The sequence below is a fragment of the Vibrio sp. Vb1755 genome (genome assembly GCF_033338635.1).
GTDB classification, from domain to species: domain Bacteria; phylum Pseudomonadota; class Gammaproteobacteria; order Enterobacterales; family Vibrionaceae; genus Vibrio; species Vibrio alginolyticus.
In genome coordinates this window covers 21,719-37,063 of sequence record NZ_JAWOTA010000014.1, presented here as the reverse complement: position 1 = coordinate 37,063, position 15,345 = coordinate 21,719, and the positions used below count along the sequence as shown (strand labels likewise).

Annotated in this window: 17 protein-coding genes; 13 read left to right on the top strand and 4 right to left on the bottom strand. The window is 44.8% G+C overall.

The window, feature by feature from the left end; all coding sequences use genetic code 11:
* The first annotated feature begins 99 nt into the window (after positions 1 to 99).
* From bioB to bioD, 4 genes are read left to right on the top strand one after another with little or no spacing between them, the layout of a single operon-like run.
* The gene (gene bioB / locus R7E00_RS13640; RefSeq protein WP_005378222.1) at positions 100 to 1,152 is read left to right on the top strand and encodes a biotin synthase BioB; all 1,053 of its coding nucleotides are present in this window, start codon (positions 100 to 102) and stop codon (positions 1,150 to 1,152) included.
* Positions 1,139 to 2,290 carry an 8-amino-7-oxononanoate synthase gene (gene bioF / locus R7E00_RS13635; RefSeq protein WP_191115705.1) on the top strand — a complete coding sequence of 384 codons (1,152 nt, stop codon included), beginning with the start codon at positions 1,139 to 1,141 and terminating at the stop codon, positions 2,288 to 2,290. The genes bioB and bioF overlap by 14 nt, the downstream gene beginning before the upstream one ends.
* The gene (gene bioC / locus R7E00_RS13630) at positions 2,290 to 3,111 is read left to right on the top strand and encodes a malonyl-ACP O-methyltransferase BioC (RefSeq protein ID WP_005388087.1); all 822 of its coding nucleotides are present in this window, start codon (positions 2,290 to 2,292) and stop codon (positions 3,109 to 3,111) included. The genes bioF and bioC overlap by 1 nt, the downstream gene beginning before the upstream one ends.
* Positions 3,108 to 3,794, top strand: coding sequence for a dethiobiotin synthase (bioD, locus tag R7E00_RS13625; protein WP_054577962.1), 687 nt, complete (start codon positions 3,108 to 3,110; stop codon positions 3,792 to 3,794). Before bioC ends, bioD begins: the two co-directional genes overlap by 4 nt.
* Before the next feature lie 81 nt (positions 3,795 to 3,875).
* Here bioD and R7E00_RS13620 read toward each other — a convergent pair whose 3' ends face one another.
* Positions 3,876 to 4,079 (bottom strand): hypothetical protein, encoded by a 204-nt coding sequence (locus R7E00_RS13620; RefSeq protein WP_054575128.1) that lies wholly within the window; start codon positions 4,077 to 4,079, stop codon positions 3,876 to 3,878.
* A gap of 473 nt (positions 4,080 to 4,552) precedes the next feature.
* Here R7E00_RS13620 and htpX point away from each other — a divergent pair, with 473 nt between their 5' ends.
* The 9 genes from htpX (at position 4,553) to R7E00_RS13575 (ending at position 11,771) form a co-directional block, all read left to right on the top strand.
* Positions 4,553 to 5,422: a protease HtpX gene (gene htpX, locus R7E00_RS13615; RefSeq protein WP_005388085.1), complete on the top strand. Its 870-nt coding sequence runs from the start codon at positions 4,553 to 4,555 to the stop codon at positions 5,420 to 5,422.
* Between the two features lie 209 nt (positions 5,423 to 5,631).
* Positions 5,632 to 6,051, top strand: coding sequence for a nuclear transport factor 2 family protein (locus R7E00_RS13610; protein ID WP_005378211.1), 420 nt, complete (start codon positions 5,632 to 5,634; stop codon positions 6,049 to 6,051).
* Positions 6,048 to 6,773 (top strand): SDR family oxidoreductase, encoded by a 726-nt coding sequence (locus R7E00_RS13605; RefSeq protein ID WP_054577961.1) that lies wholly within the window; start codon positions 6,048 to 6,050, stop codon positions 6,771 to 6,773. The genes R7E00_RS13610 and R7E00_RS13605 overlap by 4 nt, the downstream gene beginning before the upstream one ends.
* A gap of 12 nt (positions 6,774 to 6,785) precedes the next feature.
* Positions 6,786 to 8,096, top strand: a complete 1,311-nt coding sequence (locus R7E00_RS13600; RefSeq protein WP_262606128.1) for an NAD(P)/FAD-dependent oxidoreductase — start codon at positions 6,786 to 6,788, stop codon at positions 8,094 to 8,096.
* Position 8,097: 1 nt separating this feature from the next.
* Positions 8,098 to 8,916, top strand: coding sequence for a DUF1365 domain-containing protein (locus R7E00_RS13595; protein ID WP_005378205.1), 819 nt, complete (start codon positions 8,098 to 8,100; stop codon positions 8,914 to 8,916).
* The gene (locus R7E00_RS13590) at positions 8,910 to 10,166 is read left to right on the top strand and encodes a cyclopropane-fatty-acyl-phospholipid synthase family protein (protein WP_262606127.1); all 1,257 of its coding nucleotides are present in this window, start codon (positions 8,910 to 8,912) and stop codon (positions 10,164 to 10,166) included. The genes R7E00_RS13595 and R7E00_RS13590 overlap by 7 nt, the downstream gene beginning before the upstream one ends.
* Positions 10,167 to 10,172: 6 nt before the next feature.
* Positions 10,173 to 10,685, top strand: a complete 513-nt coding sequence (locus R7E00_RS13585; RefSeq protein WP_137281852.1) for a DUF2878 domain-containing protein — start codon at positions 10,173 to 10,175, stop codon at positions 10,683 to 10,685.
* Positions 10,645 to 11,238: a chalcone isomerase family protein gene (locus tag R7E00_RS13580; protein WP_138939996.1), complete on the top strand. Its 594-nt coding sequence runs from the start codon at positions 10,645 to 10,647 to the stop codon at positions 11,236 to 11,238. The genes R7E00_RS13585 and R7E00_RS13580 overlap by 41 nt, the downstream gene beginning before the upstream one ends.
* Positions 11,238 to 11,771, top strand: coding sequence for a DUF3833 domain-containing protein (locus R7E00_RS13575; protein WP_139832019.1), 534 nt, complete (start codon positions 11,238 to 11,240; stop codon positions 11,769 to 11,771). Before R7E00_RS13580 ends, R7E00_RS13575 begins: the two co-directional genes overlap by 1 nt.
* Positions 11,772 to 11,904: 133 nt before the next feature.
* Here R7E00_RS13575 and purB read toward each other — a convergent pair whose 3' ends face one another.
* The 3 genes from purB to mnmA all read right to left on the bottom strand — a co-directional run bounded on the left by purB (position 11,905) and on the right by mnmA (position 15,181).
* Positions 11,905 to 13,275: an adenylosuccinate lyase gene (purB, locus tag R7E00_RS13570; protein WP_262606126.1), complete on the bottom strand. Its 1,371-nt coding sequence runs from the start codon at positions 13,273 to 13,275 to the stop codon at positions 11,905 to 11,907.
* A gap of 153 nt (positions 13,276 to 13,428) precedes the next feature.
* Positions 13,429 to 14,046: a high frequency lysogenization protein HflD gene (hflD, locus tag R7E00_RS13565; protein WP_005378194.1), complete on the bottom strand. Its 618-nt coding sequence runs from the start codon at positions 14,044 to 14,046 to the stop codon at positions 13,429 to 13,431.
* 10 nt (positions 14,047 to 14,056) lie between these two features.
* Entirely contained in the window at positions 14,057 to 15,181 is a 1,125-nt protein-coding gene (mnmA, locus tag R7E00_RS13560) for a tRNA 2-thiouridine(34) synthase MnmA (RefSeq protein WP_005378192.1), read from the bottom strand.
* Positions 15,182 to 15,345 lie beyond the last annotated feature (164 nt).

Genomic DNA, 15,345 nt, shown 5'->3' with positions numbered 1-15,345 from the left:
ATAAACAGATGTAAACTTTGTTCTTTTGTGCTGTGTTGACAGTTTATCGAGACTCAGTAGACTGTCAACACAACAACAAAAGTGACTAAAGGAATACACGTGGAAGTTCGTCATAACTGGACGCATGCTGAAGTGCGCGATCTCATGGAAAAACCATTCATGGATCTCCTATTCGAAGCGCAGCTTGTACATCGTCAATATCAACAAACCAACCATGTTCAAGTAAGCACGCTTCTGTCGATTAAGACAGGTGCTTGTCCAGAAGATTGTAAGTACTGTCCTCAGAGTGCTCGTTACACCACAGACATCGAAAAAGAGCGTCTGATGGAAGTAGAACGCGTACTTGATGCTGCGCAAAAAGCCAAAAATGCTGGCTCTACTCGATTCTGCATGGGCGCAGCATGGAAAAACCCGAAAGAGCGTGACATGCCACATTTGACCGACATGATCAAAGGCGTGAAGGGCATGGGTTTAGAAACGTGTATGACATTAGGTATGCTGACGCCAGATCAAGCAAAGCAATTGGCAACCGCGGGTCTTGATTACTACAACCACAACCTAGATACCTCACCTGAGTTCTACGGCAACATCATTACCACACGTACTTACCAAGATCGTTTAGATACTTTGTCTCACGTTCGTGATGCTGGCATGAAGATCTGTTCTGGTGGCATCATCGGCATGGGTGAAAGTGCTAACGACCGAGCAGGTTTGTTGGTTGAATTGGCTAACTTGCCGGTACACCCTGAAAGCGTTCCAATCAACATGCTCGTGAAGGTAAAGGGGACACCACTGGAAGAAGTGGATGATGTTGAGCCTTTCGATTTCATTCGCCTGATTGCGATTGCACGAATCATGATGCCTCAGTCAGCCGTTCGTTTATCCGCTGGCCGTGAAAACATGAACGAACAAATGCAAGCGCTGTGTTTTATGGCGGGTGCAAACTCCGTTTTCTATGGCTGCAAGCTTCTGACCACGCCAAACCCTTCTGAAGACAAAGATATGATGCTGTTCAACAAGCTCGGTATTAACAGCCAAGAGGTGTCTCAAAAGCCTGATGAAATCGAAGAAAACGAGTTACTCGATCGCGTCGTAGAGCGCGTTGCTGCCCGTCCGACAAAAGACGACCTTTTCTACGATGCCAGCGTTTAAATCTCGTATCGAGTCCGCTCTTGCTAAGCGTAAAACGCAAGGGTTGAATCGTTCTATGAATGTGGTGTTTGCCGGTAACCAGTCCGTTTTGGAGCACGAAGGCAAGCGCTACATTAATTTCTCAAGTAATGATTATTTGGGCTTGGCCAATGATCAAGCGCTCGTTCGTGCGTGGCAGCAAGGTTTAAGCGTATACGGCAGTGGCAGTGGAGCATCGCCAATGGTCACTGGCTTTAGTGCAGCACACAGCAATTTAGAAGCCGCACTAACTGAATGGTTGGGCTACGACAGAGCAATTCTGTTTGGTTCTGGATTCAGTGCTAATCAAGCCTTGTTGTTCACCTTGTTAGAAAAGTCAGACGTATTGATCCAAGACCGTTTGAATCATGCTTCATTGATAGAAGCGGGGGCGTTGTCACCAGCTAAGATGAAGCGCTTCAAACACAATGACATCGAGCACCTAAAGTCGCTGATTAATAGCGAAGACAACCATCTAGTTGTGACGGAAGGGGTATTCAGCATGGACGGTGACTGCGCGCCGCTCAGCGATATAGCTGAAGCCACTCGCAGTCATGATGCTTGGTTTGCTGTCGATGATGCTCATGGTATTGGCGTTCTTGGTCAATCCGGTGGTGGTTCTTGCGAGTTGGCAACGGTTAAACCTGAGATACTGATCGTTACTTTCGGCAAAGCGTTTGGTATGTCGGGCGCGGCTATTTTATGCGACCACGCAACGGGAGACTTTTTGACTCAGTTTGCTCGTCACCATGTGTATTCCACAGCGATGCCTCCGGCACAAGCCTATGCGCTAACGCATGCGGTTTCTATCGTTCAAGAGCAGTCTTGGCGACGTGAAAAGCTTTCAGAGCTTAGTGAAGTGTATCGAGACTGCCTCAGCGATCTGGAGGGCTTTGTTGAGACTCAGACTTCGATTAAGCCGTTTGTGATTGGTGAATCTGAACTGGCTTTGCAGGTTGCGAGCGCTTGTCGCCAAAACGGCATTTGGGTTACCGCTATTCGACCACCGACGGTGCCTAAAGGGACGTCTCGCCTTCGAATCACACTCACTGCCAATCACACCAACGAACAAGTTAAAACGCTTTCAATGGCATTGAAGCAAGCATTAGGAGCGCTGTAATGGATAATGCAACTACCGCATTAGCGCAAACGCTCGCGTTAGAGAGTTTCCATCAAGATAAAGACGCGATTGCCTCTTCGTTTGGTAAAGCAGCAGAAACATACGATAAACATGCGGCTTTTCAACGTGATGTCGGGCATCAGCTGCTTGATAAACTTCCTGAAAACTTGACGGGAAAACGTGTATTGGATTTAGGTTGTGGCACGGGTTATTTCTCCCAACTACTTCAACAACGCGGTGCGGAAGTAGTCTGCGGCGATATCTCTCAAGCCATGTTAGATAAAGCAGAGCAGCGTTGTGGTGCAGTACGAATGCACTACCAAGTTGCTGATGCTGAAAACTTACCATTTGACGATGATAGCTTCGATTACGTGTTTTCAAGTTTAGCGCTGCAATGGTGTACAGATTTAAGTTACCCACTAAAAGAAGTGCGCCGCGTGCTAAAAAATGGTGGGAAAGCGTGGTTCTCTACACTGGTTGATGGATCACTGTATGAGCTGCGTGCATCATGGGAAAAAATTGATGCATATCAACACGTCAATAACTTTCTAACGCTCAATCAGGTAAAAATTGCGTTAGCGCAATCTCGATGTGACAGCCATCAACTAGACTTGACCACCATCACAGTTTGGTACGACTCTGCATTTTCAGTTATGCGTGACCTCAAAGGTATAGGTGCAAATCACGTAAGCGGGCGCTCACACGGTTTAACTAGTCGCGAGACTTTGTTAAAAGTTGAGCATGCGTACCAAGCGTTTAAAAACGATCAAGGTCTTCTACCTGCAAGTTATCAGGTTTGTTTTGGAGTAATACATCTATGATTGATGCTTTTTTTATTGCTGGTACGGATACTGATGTTGGAAAGACGGTAGCGTCTAAAGCCATTTTGCAAGCGATCGCCGCAAAAGGACTAAACACTATTGGTTATAAGCCAGTGGCAGCAGGGAGTGACAAGACTGAAGCCGGATGGCGTAACTCTGATGCTTTACACTTACAAGACGCCGCAACACTCGATGTGGCCTATGATGATGTGAACCCATACGCTTTAGAGTTGCCTGCTTCTCCCCACATTGCAGCGAAGCATGAACATGTCGAAATAAGTTACGATGTTCTGAGTCAAAAACTGGCTCAACATAAGCAGCAAGCCGATGTTGTTCTCGTTGAAGGTGCTGGAGGCTGGCGTGTGCCAGTATCCGATACGGACTGTTTATCTACATGGGTAAAAGAAGAGCAGTTACCTGTTGTACTGGTGGTTGGCATTAAATTAGGCTGTTTGAGCCACGCTTTACTCACAGCGGAGAGTATTAAAACGGATGGTTTGAATCTTGTTGGCTGGGTGGCAAACCGCGTCAACCCAGGCACAGAGCACTACGCTGACATTATCGAGATGCTAGAAGCACGTATCGATGCACCTAAGCTTGGGGAAATTCCATATATTCCAAGTGCTAAACGTAAAGAGCTAGGCAAGTACATTAATGTAGAGCCGTTGCTAAACACTGACTAATGGTGTTTAGGGTAAAAGACTAAAAAACCAAAGGGCTGCGCAATGCAGCCCTTTCTTGTTGGTGTAACCTAAAAAGTCAGATTACTTATCTTGGCTGAGCCCCATCAATGCTTGTTGTGTTTCTGCAACACGCTGAGACATATGATGATCGGTTGAAATACCAAGTTGTTGCTTTGCCTCGTCCTCTGAGATGCCTAGGTGACAACGCAGTAAATCAATAGCCATCTGATAGTCGTTAGTTTCTACCATGGTTTTTCCCTCAATACATGGAGTTTTTGAGCTCACCCAATGCACTTTTTGCAATGTACTTAGAGTGGCTCTGTTTTGTTCATCTCATTCGAATTTAGCATGTCCATGTAGCCGCACAATAAGACCAAAGTCTATAGCAGAGCTAACGTACTGTTTTTGGTCTATTAAAAAATTTCTAGCTAAGTTGCTAAGAGGTGATAGATTTAACACCAAGATCATCTATCAATAGATGATGGGTAGCTCAGAGCTTATTTTATCATTTTGATAAATGTATATGAACGGAGGTTCCGGCTCCTACCAAAGCATGTTTTGAAATCGCTTGAATCAAATATTTCAGTCCCGAAAACAAATGTTGCAATTTATTGCTTAACCTTGTTTTTATCGCGGATAGACTATATCTATAACGCACGGAACATGAAAATCAACGGAATTGGCTTTTATAGCGATTACCATTTGTTCCTTATAACAATCCGTTTTAAAAAAACGATAAGCTTCCTCGGAGAAAAGTAATGAAGCGAATTATGTTATTCCTAGCAACTAACCTAGCTGTCGTGCTAGTGCTTAGTGTTGTTCTGAATATTGTTTACGCTGTAACTGGAATGCAACCAGGCAGTCTGTCAGGTTTACTTGTAATGGCTGCTGTATTTGGTTTTGGTGGCGCATTTATTTCGTTGATGATGTCAAAGGGTATGGCGCTACGCTCGGTTGGTGGTATGGTCATTGAAAGCCCGCGCAACGAAACGGAGCATTGGTTAGTCGAAACTGTGGGTCGTCAAGCTCAACAAGTGGGTATTGGTATGCCAACGGTGGCTATTTATGATTCACCAGATATCAATGCATTTGCGACAGGTGCAAAACGAGATGACTCTCTTGTCGCAGTTTCTACTGGTCTTTTACACAATATGACTCGTGATGAGGCAGAGGCAGTACTTGCACACGAAGTGAGCCATATTGCAAATGGTGATATGGTCACGATGACGTTGATGCAAGGTGTCGTGAACACGTTTGTTATCTTCCTATCACGCTTTATTGCCAATATCGTGGCATCGAACGATGATGAAGAAGGCCAAGGTACAAATATGATGGTTTACTTTGGCGTATCCATGGTGCTTGAACTGGTATTTGGTTTCCTAGCTAGCTTCTTGACTATGTGGTACAGCCGTCATCGCGAATTCCACGCGGACGCAGGTGCTGCGCGCCTCGTTGGCAAAGAAAAAATGATTGCGGCTCTAGAGCGTTTGAAGGTGAGTCATGAATCTCAACTGGATGGCACCATGATGGCGTTTGGTATCAATGGCAAGCAGTCGCTGACTGAGCTACTAATGAGCCACCCTCCGCTAGATAAACGTATTGCAGCGTTGCGAGGCCAGCAATACTAATTGTTCCTACTTAAATAATTGTTAATCTGCTGAAAAGGCTTGGTTTTGACCAAGCCTTTTTTTTCGCCGATTGATCGCGTGCGAACTTCATCACGTACTACTTACAGAAATAAAGTTATACAAAATTATTTTTGTACAACTTTGGAGGAATGAACTATCTTGTACGTATAATAATTTTGTACAACTTAATGGGCGTGTAGGAGTAAAAAATGGACATACAGTCTGTTGGCAATATCTATCAAAAGCTCAACAAAGCGAACTTACATCTGCTTAAGGATATATATCACCAAGATGTAGTATTTGAGGACGCAGCGCATCGTTTAGAAGGATGGCCAGCACTTTCGGATTATTTCACCTCATTATATGCCAACGTCATCAGTTGTGATTTTGTAATCCATGAGCATCAACAAGTTGGAGATACAGGCTTCCTAACTTGGACAATGGACCTTCAGCATCCCAAACTTCAGAAGGGTGCGCCTATTCTCGTCAATGGTGTTTCGCACCTCAAATTTAGCGAAGGTCAGGTCATTTATCACCGAGACTATTTTGATCTCGGAGAGATGCTCTATGAGCATTTACCATTACTTGGTTCAGTCGTTAAAACCATCAAGCAGAGGTTAGGACAATGAACAACACCATTTTAATCACAGGCGCCACCTCCGGAATAGGAAGACAGCTTGCCCTAGATTACGCGACCTCAGAATGGAATGTGATTGCTTGTGGTCGGAATCAAGATGTTCTTGCAGAACTGGAGGCAGTTTCTTCCAAAATTCATACATTGCAGTTTGATGTGACAAATTATGAGGAAACTCAGCAGGCGCTCTCTAATTTGCCCTTTACGCCAAACACATGGGTTTTTAACGCAGGCGATTGTGAGTACATGGATGAGGGAGTGGTCGACGCGAAACTCATGGCGCGTGTGATGAACGTAAATGTTGTCGGTGTTGCCAACTGCGTTGAAGGCTGCCAAGTACATTTAGAGAGAGGGCACCGCATTGTTATTGTTGGCTCTATCGCATCAGAAGTGGCACTGCCTCGTGCAGAAGCTTACGGCGCATCCAAAGCGGCAGTCAGTTATTTTGCACGCACGCTCGCCGTCGACTTGAAAAAGAAAGGGATCAAAGTGGTAACGGTGTTTCCTGGTTTTGTTGAAACGCCGTTGACTGACAAAAACGACTTCGAAATGCCAATGATCATTTCTACTCAGCAAGCGTCGGACTCTATCAGGAAGCAGTTAGCCGCCAACAAGACCTATATCTATTTCCCAGCGAGATTTACCAGTATTTTACGTTTTATCTCGTTACTTCCATACAGTTGGCAAGCTCGCCTAACTGCTAAACTCGTATCATAAGAAGGAATAAAAATGAAAACAGCAGGAAGAAAGAAGATAGCGATTGTGGGAACGGGAATCTCTGGCCTTACTTGTGGTTATTACTTGCATAAAGAACATGAGGTAACGCTTTTTGAAGCGAACGATTACATCGGTGGCCATACTGCAACCGTTGATGTGAGCCTTGATGGTAGAGAATACGCGATAGACACTGGGTTCATCGTCTATAACGACCGTACGTACCCTAATTTCATTAAAATGATGAGCGAGATTGGCGTTGAAGGTCTGCCGACTCAAATGAGCTTCAGTGTCAGAAATGATGGGAACGGACTAGAGTACAACGGCCACACAGTGTCGACATTGTTTGCTCAAAAACGTAACTGGGCAAACCCTAAATTTTATCGATTTATCTTCGAGATACTTCGTTTCAATAAACTTGCCAAGCGCTTCGCTAGCGAGCAGTCCACGCACTCTCAGACGTTAGGTGAGTTCCTTGACGAACACAAATTCAGTGCTTTCTTTACCGATAACTACATATTACCGATGGGCGCTGCGATTTGGTCGTCGACTTTGGCTGACATGCGCGCATTCCCTCTTATGTTCTTCTTACGTTTCTTCCTCAACCACGGTCTGCTAGATGTGACTAACCGACCACAATGGTATGTGATTAAAGGTGGTTCACGTTCATACATTCCACCATTGACTAAAGGCTTTGTCGAGAATATTCGTCTTAATAGTCCTGTCGAAAAAGTGGTTCGCAACGAAAAAGGGGTTGGCGTTCAAGTTCGCGGAGAAACACATTGGTTTGATGACGTTATCTTTGCTTGTCACAGTGATCAAGCAATGAGAACGCTAGAGGATATCAGCCCAATTGAGCAGGAAATATTGGGGGATATGACGTACCAAGCTAATGAGGTTGTTCTTCATACCGATACCGGTCTATTGCCAAAACGCAAGGCGGCGTGGGCATCTTGGAACTACCTATTGGAAGGCAGTGAGGATGAGCAGCAACGTCTTCCTTCGCTTACTTACAATATGAACATCCTTCAGCACGTTCAATCAGAACATACATTTTGCGTAACGTTGAACAGCACCAATCAAATCAACCCAAATAAAATTTTGCGCTCGTTCACTTATCATCATCCTGTGTTTACTACGGAGTCGATAGCAGCGCAGCAGCGCAAAGACGAAGTTCAAGGTAAACAGAGCACATGGTTCTGCGGCGCTTATTGGTACAACGGTTTCCATGAAGATGGTGTGCGTAGCGCGATTGACGTAGTTAAAGGGCTAGAAGAAAAGTATCGCGAACAAAATGTGGTTCCTTTCGAAAAAGGCGCAGCGTGATATGGATAGCCAAATGAACAGCCGATTGTTTATAGGCAACGTTCGTCACCGTCGATTCACGCCTGTGAATCATGAGTTGAACTACTCTTTATTTATGCCCGCCATCGATGTAGACGAGCTCGATGCTTTAGAGAAAAAAGTATGGGGTTTTGGTTCGCGTTGGTGGCATTGGGCTCGCTTCAAGCGCAGTGATTACATTGGTGAAGGCAGCGTCAAGTCGGCAGTGCACAGCAAAATTGAAGAACTGACAGGTGTTCGCTGTACCGGCAAGGTAATCGCAGTCTGTCACTTGCGTTATCTAGGGCTTTATTTCAGTCCCGTTAATTTCTACTACGTTTATAACACGGAAGGAGAATGGAAGTATCTCCTCGCAGAGGTGAGTAACACTCCTTGGAATGAACGACATTACTACGTGGTGTCAGCAGATAAAGAAGAAGAAAAGTTTGGTTGGGAACAAGTTAAAGCATTCCATGTTTCACCATTCAACCCGATTGACCAACTCTACCGCTGGAGAATTAAACCTTTGACAGACAAGTTGAATATTCATCTTGAATGTCACAAAGGAGAGAAACACTTTGATGCCACCATGGTTATGAAAGCCAAGCCACTTTCAAGCAAAACCTTATTGAGGTGTTTGATCGTTACACCAATACAAACGGTAAAAGTAATGGTTGGTATTTATTGGCACGCATTAAAACTTTGGGTGAAAGGCGCACCTTTTTATTCTCATCCTAAATATTCAACGCATGAAGAAATAGAAGCCGATACTGAAAAAACAGACAAAAAAAATAAAAAGCACAAGGAGAATTCTGCATGTTAAATACTAGTTCTATGACATTGCCGCGTAAATTGACGACAACGCAAAAAGCGGCTCGCGGAGTTATTTTTCAATGTCTGCAAAAAATGGAAATCGGCTGCTTAACAGTTATTGAAAGTTTTAAGACGGAAACGACAGAGCGAAGCGAGCGTTTTAGTGCGCCAAAAAGGGAGGACAGTGGTCAACCTGTTGTCGCTACTATAGAGGTAAAACATCCAGGCTTTTATTCACGGATCTTGCAGGGCGGCAGTATTGCTGCTGGTGAGGCTTATATGGATGGGTGGTGGGATAGCCCCGATTTAACCTCATTAATGAAACTGATGGCCCTTAACATGCGTGCTCTAGATAAACTCGAAGAGCAAGGCAGTTGGTTGACTAAAATACTGTACAAGTTCAGCCATTGGTCAAACAGAAACTCTGAAGAGAACTCACGTAAAAATATCCATGCGCATTACGACTTGGGTAACAACCTATACGAAGCGTTCCTTGACACCAATATGCTGTACTCGTCGGCGCTTTACAATCATGCGGATGACTCTCTAGAGCAGGCTCAAATCAACAAAATGGATCGTCTATGTCAGCAACTTGAGCTGAAGCCCACTGATCATGTTGTTGAAATTGGCACTGGGTGGGGCGCTATGGCGATTTACATGGCAGAACAATACGGTTGTCAGGTCACCACAACAACGATATCTGAAGAGCAACACGCGTACGCGGAGCAAAAAATCAAAGAGCGTGGCTTAGAAGACAAAATCACTCTACTCAAAGAAGATTACCGAAACCTAACCGGCACTTATGACAAGCTCGTTTCTATTGAAATGATTGAAGCTGTGGGCAAACAATTCCTGCCTTCGTACATTAAGGTCTGTGAGTCTTTATTAAAGTCCGGTGGCTTGATGGCGATTCAAGCGATTACGATTGCCGATCAGCGTTACGATTACTACAGTAAAAACGTCGACTTTATCCAAAAGTACATTTTCCCGGGTGGTTTTTTACCGTCGGTAACCTCACTAACCCAAGCCACAACAAAATACAGTGACTTAGTGACGCGAGACTTGTTCGATATTGGTTTGGACTACGCCAAGACGCTGAACGAATGGCACTTACGTTTTAATCGAGCAGAGAATGAAGTGCGCTTGTTTGGCTACGACGACCGCTTTGTGCGTATGTGGCGCTACTATTTGAGCTACTGTGAAGGTGGCTTTTTGGCTCGCACGATCAGTGCCGTTCACATGACGTTTCAACGCCCGTAGTTCGTTATGAAGGTGTTTCTTGCTTCGACATGGTTCCAACTCTGCTGGTTTGCAGCGGTGCTTGGAACCTATCAATGGCAATGGGTGACGTTATTCCTTACTTTGGCAACCCTACTATATTGTTTGAAAACTGACGCATCTTCGCTCAAAAGTATTGGTGTTATCGCCACGATTGGTCTCGTGCTTGATACATTAAATCAGCAATTTTCAATTTTCATGTTTGCCACTCAATGGTTACCCCTTTGGCTTTTGTGCCTTTGGATTCTGTTCGCCTGGTATGCCTATCAACTCAAGTCAATTTTGTACCGTTTCCCAAAAACCTACGTATCAATAGTAGGCGGTATCGGAGGAACAGCGAGCTACTTTGCTGGCTATAAGCTCCAAGCCGTTGAATTTGGATTTAGCACTGGCGCTACACTGGCAATGTTGTTTGTCGAATGGTGCGTCATGATGCTCTTGATACTCAAGGTGTACGGAAATGAAAAGCTTGAAGAGAGACTTAACTCAGAGACTGACTAGGTTGCTTGCGTTGGTAATAGTAACTGGTTCTTTTGCTCTGCAAGCTCAACCCGTTGGAAACAGCGAAGCTGCTAGCAACATTGCGAATTGGAAGGGATGGAAAACTGTTGGAGAAGCCCAACTTACTTGGTTCATCTTCGATATTTATCACTCAAGATTAAAAGCGCCTGATGGAAAGTTCATCGTAAGCGATGACGTATCGCCACATCCCCTTGCATTGGAAATTAATTACAAGAGAGACATCAGTAAGCAACAGCTGCTTGATGTGACGGATGAGCAGTGGGCGAAACTGGGTTTTACTGACTCATATCGAAAAACTTGGATCAGCGAGCTCGATCGTATGTTTCCTGATATTCAAAAAGGTGACGAGCTTACTTATCTAACAGATGGAAAATCTGGTCAGCTTTTTTATAAGCAGGTTGGGGACGTGCAAGTAAAGAACGTTGGCATCATTGAAGACGAACGAATGAACGATGCATTTTTGGCTATATGGTTATCACCCAACACAGAATTTCCGAAACTCCGAAAACAATTGATAGGGCAGGTTAGATAGTGTTTAAACGAATTTTTAAAGCAGCGACTTTAGTGGCAGCTGTTTTTCTTTCGGCATGTTCCGCAGACATTGATAATTACCGCTCTTCTACACCGACTTTTGACGTATTCGGTTATTTCGAAGGCGACATAAAGGCGTGGGGGATGGTGCAAGATTATACCGGACAGCAAACGCGTCGCTTTGAGGTCGATATAGCGGGTACTGTAGCGGGTGATACGCTGACGCTGGTGGAAGACTTCGTGTTTGATGACGGAGAGGTGGACCAGCGAGTTTGGGTTATCACTAGATTAGAAGACGGTCGTTATGAAGGCAAGGCAGACGATATTATAGGTGTAGCAACAGGGGAAGAGCAGGGCAATGCGCTACAGTGGCAATATGACTTTGAGCTACAAATGGAGGATTCATCAGTGACGGTTGCTTTTGATGATTGGCTTTATCGTCAGGATGACAGACACGTTTTCAATCTAACGAAAATAAAAAAGTTTGGTGTGGAAGTAGGAACAATAACCTTGTTCTTCCAAAAGCAGCCATAACAAATGGGGCTGATCTTCAATTAATAATCCATTCCATATAACTAAAATTATTTTCTCCCGACCTAACTCTCCTAACTAAAAAAGGTTGACGCTTTCGCGTCAACCTTTTAAGTATCTGGTCGTTACAGGAGTATTACAGCTTATCTGTCAGCTCGATTGCTTGACCGATATAGTTCGCTGGTGTCATCTCTTTCAGACGTGCTTTCTCGTGCTCAGGAAGCTCAAGACCGTCGATGAAGTTACGCATTGCTTCGCCGTCTACACGCTTACCACGAGTTAGCTCTTTCAGCTTCTCGTATGGCTTCTCGATGCCGTAACGACGCATAACGGTTTGTACTGGCTCAGCTAGTACTTCCCAGTTCTTGTCTAGTTCAGCAAGAAGCGCTGCACGGTTTACTTCTAGCTTGCTGATGCCTTTAAGTGTCGAAGTGTAAGCGATGATAGCGTAGCCAACACCAACACCAAGGTTACGTAGAACCGTTGAGTCAGTTAGGTCACGTTGCCAACGAGAGATAGGCAGTTTCTGTGCTAGGTGGCCGAATACAGCGTTCGCAAGACCTAGGTTACCTTCTGAGTTTTCAAAGTCGATTGGGTTAACTTTGTGAGGCATTGTTGAAGAACCGATCTCACCAGCAATAGTTTTTTGCTTGAAGTGGCCTAGTGCAATGTAACCCCAAACGTCACGGTCGAAGTCAATCAGGATAGTGTTGAAACGAGCGATAGCGTCGAACAGCTCAGCGATGTAATCGTGCGGTTCGATTTGAGTTGTGTAAGGGTTCCAAGTTACGCCTAGAGACTCTGTGATGAACTCTTCAGAGAACTTGTGCCAATCTAGCTCTGGGTAAGCAGAAAGGTGTGCGTTGTAGTTACCTACTGCACCGTTGATTTTCGCTAGGATCTCAACGTTTTCGATTTGCTTGAATTGACGCTCCATACGGTACGCCACGTTTGCCATTTCTTTACCCATAGTAGATGGAGAAGCAGGCTGACCGTGTGTACGAGATAGAAGAGGAATGTCGCGGTATTCCACTGCTAGTGCTTTGATAGCGTCGATTAGGTTACGGATTTCTGGAAGAATCACGTTCTCACGCGCTTCTTTAAGCATTAGAGCGTGTGATGTGTTGTTGATGTCTTCAGAAGTACATGCGAAGTGGAAGAACTCGTTTACTGCGTGCAGTTCAGGAACGTCTGCTACTTTCTCTTTTAGGAAGTACTCAACCGCTTTTACGTCGTGGTTAGTTGTACGCTCGATCTCTTTGATACGGCGTGCATCTTCTTCAGAGAAGTTTGCAGCAAGGTCGTCTAGGAATTGGTTTGCTTCTGCGCTAAACGCTGGCACTTCTGCAATTTCAGCAGTAGCAGCAAGCTTTTGTAGCCAGCGGATTTCAACGATAGTACGGTACTTTAGTAGACCGTATTCACTGAAAATTTCGCGTAACGCAATTGTCTTGCTTCCGTAACGGCCGTCTACTGGTGAAACAGCAGTCAATGCTGACAGTTCCATGATGTTCTCCTGAATTGGGTTTCTAAATTTCGTGAGCTTTATACCAATAACTGTGGCAATTGTCACGAATATTGCGCAAACGTTTGCGCGAGATTTGTTTTAGTCGAAAAAAATGAGCTCGCGATAAACGCGAGCTGCTTATTTGATATTTTACTACAGACGAGCAAGAAGGATTTGTGCTTGCTCTACCATCTTCTTGCGCCCGAAGATTAGGTGGCGACGCTTACCACCAACTTGACGCCAAAGAACTGCACTACGAATGCCAGATAACAACAGCGCACGAACTTTGTGTTGGCTTGCCGTCTGCTGCAGTACAGATGGCGTGCCCGTTACTTGAATGCGTGGGCCAATAGGGCTAACGACATCCAGATAGATGCTCGCTAAATTGCTGATCATTTGATCGTCTAGTAGCTCAAAGTGCTCTGACTGACGCTTGGCCATTTGAATACGATCACCAAGCTGAGACATAGCATCGTTACGAGAGCTTAACTTACGCTCTAACGCCATTAAACTAATAATGTAACGAGTAATTTCACTGCCTGATGGTGTGCTATCAATCCCTTTAACCAAGCATTCTAGGCCGAGCTTTAGATCGGCTTCGCGACCGAATACGCCAACTGTGTTAGCAGGGTTCGTGCTCAAAATAGCGTTGATTGATGTTTCAAAAGCATCTTGATCACAATGTCCGTTTCTCGCTACCTGTTGAACTAAAGCAACAGCTTGGCAAATCCCAGCGAAAGCGATAGTACGGTCATAAAGTGTATTCGCCACGTAACGACTCCTAAGCTTGAGAATATTTAATGCGTTGCTCGATGATGCCGCCACCTAGGCACACGTCACCTTTGTAGAACACTGCTGATTGACCTGGAGTTACAGCAATTTGTGGCTCGTCAAAGATAACTTTAATGTTTTCATCATCGATAGGGATGATTGTACAAGGAATATCTTCCTGACGGTAACGAGTTTTCACTGTGCACTTCATAACATCGCGAATTGGCTCACGATCTACCCAATGAAGTTGTGATGCAAGTAGACCTTCTGATTTCAACATTGGATGGTCTTTACCTTGAACAGCAATCAAAACGTTACGTTCTAGATCTTTCTCACCAACGAACCAGGGGTCCTCGTTACCACCGCCGCCTTTACGGCCACCGATGTGTAGACCTTTACGCTGACCAAGTGTGTGGTACATCAGGCCTTGGTGTTGACCAATCACTTCGCCTTCTGGAGTCTCGATATTACCAGGCTGAGCTGGAAGGTAGCGACCTAGGAATTCCGTAAACTTGCGTTCACCGATGAAACAAATACCAGTTGAATCTTTCTTCTTAGCAGTAATTAGGTCTTGTTCTTCCGCAATGCGGCGTACTTCTGGTTTCTCTAGGTCACCAACAGGGAATAGGCTACGCGCAATTTGCTCGTTGCTTAATGTGTACAGGAAGTAGCTTTGATCTTTGTTGCCATCTAGACCACGTAGCATCTGTGGTTTTTCACCGTTTTCTGGGAAAGAGCGACGCACATAGTGGCCCATTGCAATGTAATCAGCATCAAGTACTTCATCAGCGAATTCTAGGAATGCTTTGAACTTGATTTCTTTGTTACAAAGAATGTCAGGGTTCGGAGTACGGCCAGCTTTGTATTCAGCAAGGAAGTACTCAAATACGTTATCCCAGTATTCGGCAGCAAAGTTGATAGTGTGTAGGTGGATGCCTAGCTTGTCACATACTGCCTGAGCGTCAGCAAGATCTTCTGCCGCTGTACAATATTCTTCGTTGTCATCTTCTTCCCAGTTCTTCATGAAAAGGCCTTCTACTTGGTAGCCTTGCTGCTTTAGAAGATACGCGGAAACAGATGAATCAACGCCGCCGGACATACCGACGATGACTTTCTTTTGGCTGTTATCAGACATTACTAAACACCACTTAAATAAACGGGATGCAGATTCTATCAGAATCCACAGACCGGTGACAGATCCGAGATCGAAATCACAATTCGTTTCGCTGGATTTTTCTTCAACAAAGATTCGAACGAGTAATTTCGCAAGTATAGAAGAGGTATATATGGCATAGTTGG

Coding starts and splice junctions, on each gene's coding strand:
- bioC (WP_005388087.1), top strand. CDS start 2,290: ATGGATAATGCAACTACCGCATTAGCGCAAACGCTCGCGTTAGAGAGT.
- htpX (WP_005388085.1), top strand. CDS start 4,553: ATGAAGCGAATTATGTTATTCCTAGCAACTAACCTAGCTGTCGTGCTA.
- R7E00_RS13590 (WP_262606127.1), top strand. CDS start 8,910: ATGTTAAATACTAGTTCTATGACATTGCCGCGTAAATTGACGACAACG.
- R7E00_RS13595 (WP_005378205.1), top strand. CDS start 8,098: ATGGATAGCCAAATGAACAGCCGATTGTTTATAGGCAACGTTCGTCAC.
- purB (WP_262606126.1), bottom strand. CDS start 13,275: ATGGAACTGTCAGCATTGACTGCTGTTTCACCAGTAGACGGCCGTTAC.
- bioF (WP_191115705.1), top strand. CDS start 1,139: ATGCCAGCGTTTAAATCTCGTATCGAGTCCGCTCTTGCTAAGCGTAAA.
- R7E00_RS13600 (WP_262606128.1), top strand. CDS start 6,786: ATGAAAACAGCAGGAAGAAAGAAGATAGCGATTGTGGGAACGGGAATC.
- R7E00_RS13605 (WP_054577961.1), top strand. CDS start 6,048: ATGAACAACACCATTTTAATCACAGGCGCCACCTCCGGAATAGGAAGA.
- R7E00_RS13585 (WP_137281852.1), top strand. CDS start 10,173: ATGAAGGTGTTTCTTGCTTCGACATGGTTCCAACTCTGCTGGTTTGCA.
- mnmA (WP_005378192.1), bottom strand. CDS start 15,181: ATGTCTGATAACAGCCAAAAGAAAGTCATCGTCGGTATGTCCGGCGGC.
- R7E00_RS13580 (WP_138939996.1), top strand. CDS start 10,645: ATGAAAAGCTTGAAGAGAGACTTAACTCAGAGACTGACTAGGTTGCTT.
- bioD (WP_054577962.1), top strand. CDS start 3,108: ATGATTGATGCTTTTTTTATTGCTGGTACGGATACTGATGTTGGAAAG.
- R7E00_RS13610 (WP_005378211.1), top strand. CDS start 5,632: ATGGACATACAGTCTGTTGGCAATATCTATCAAAAGCTCAACAAAGCG.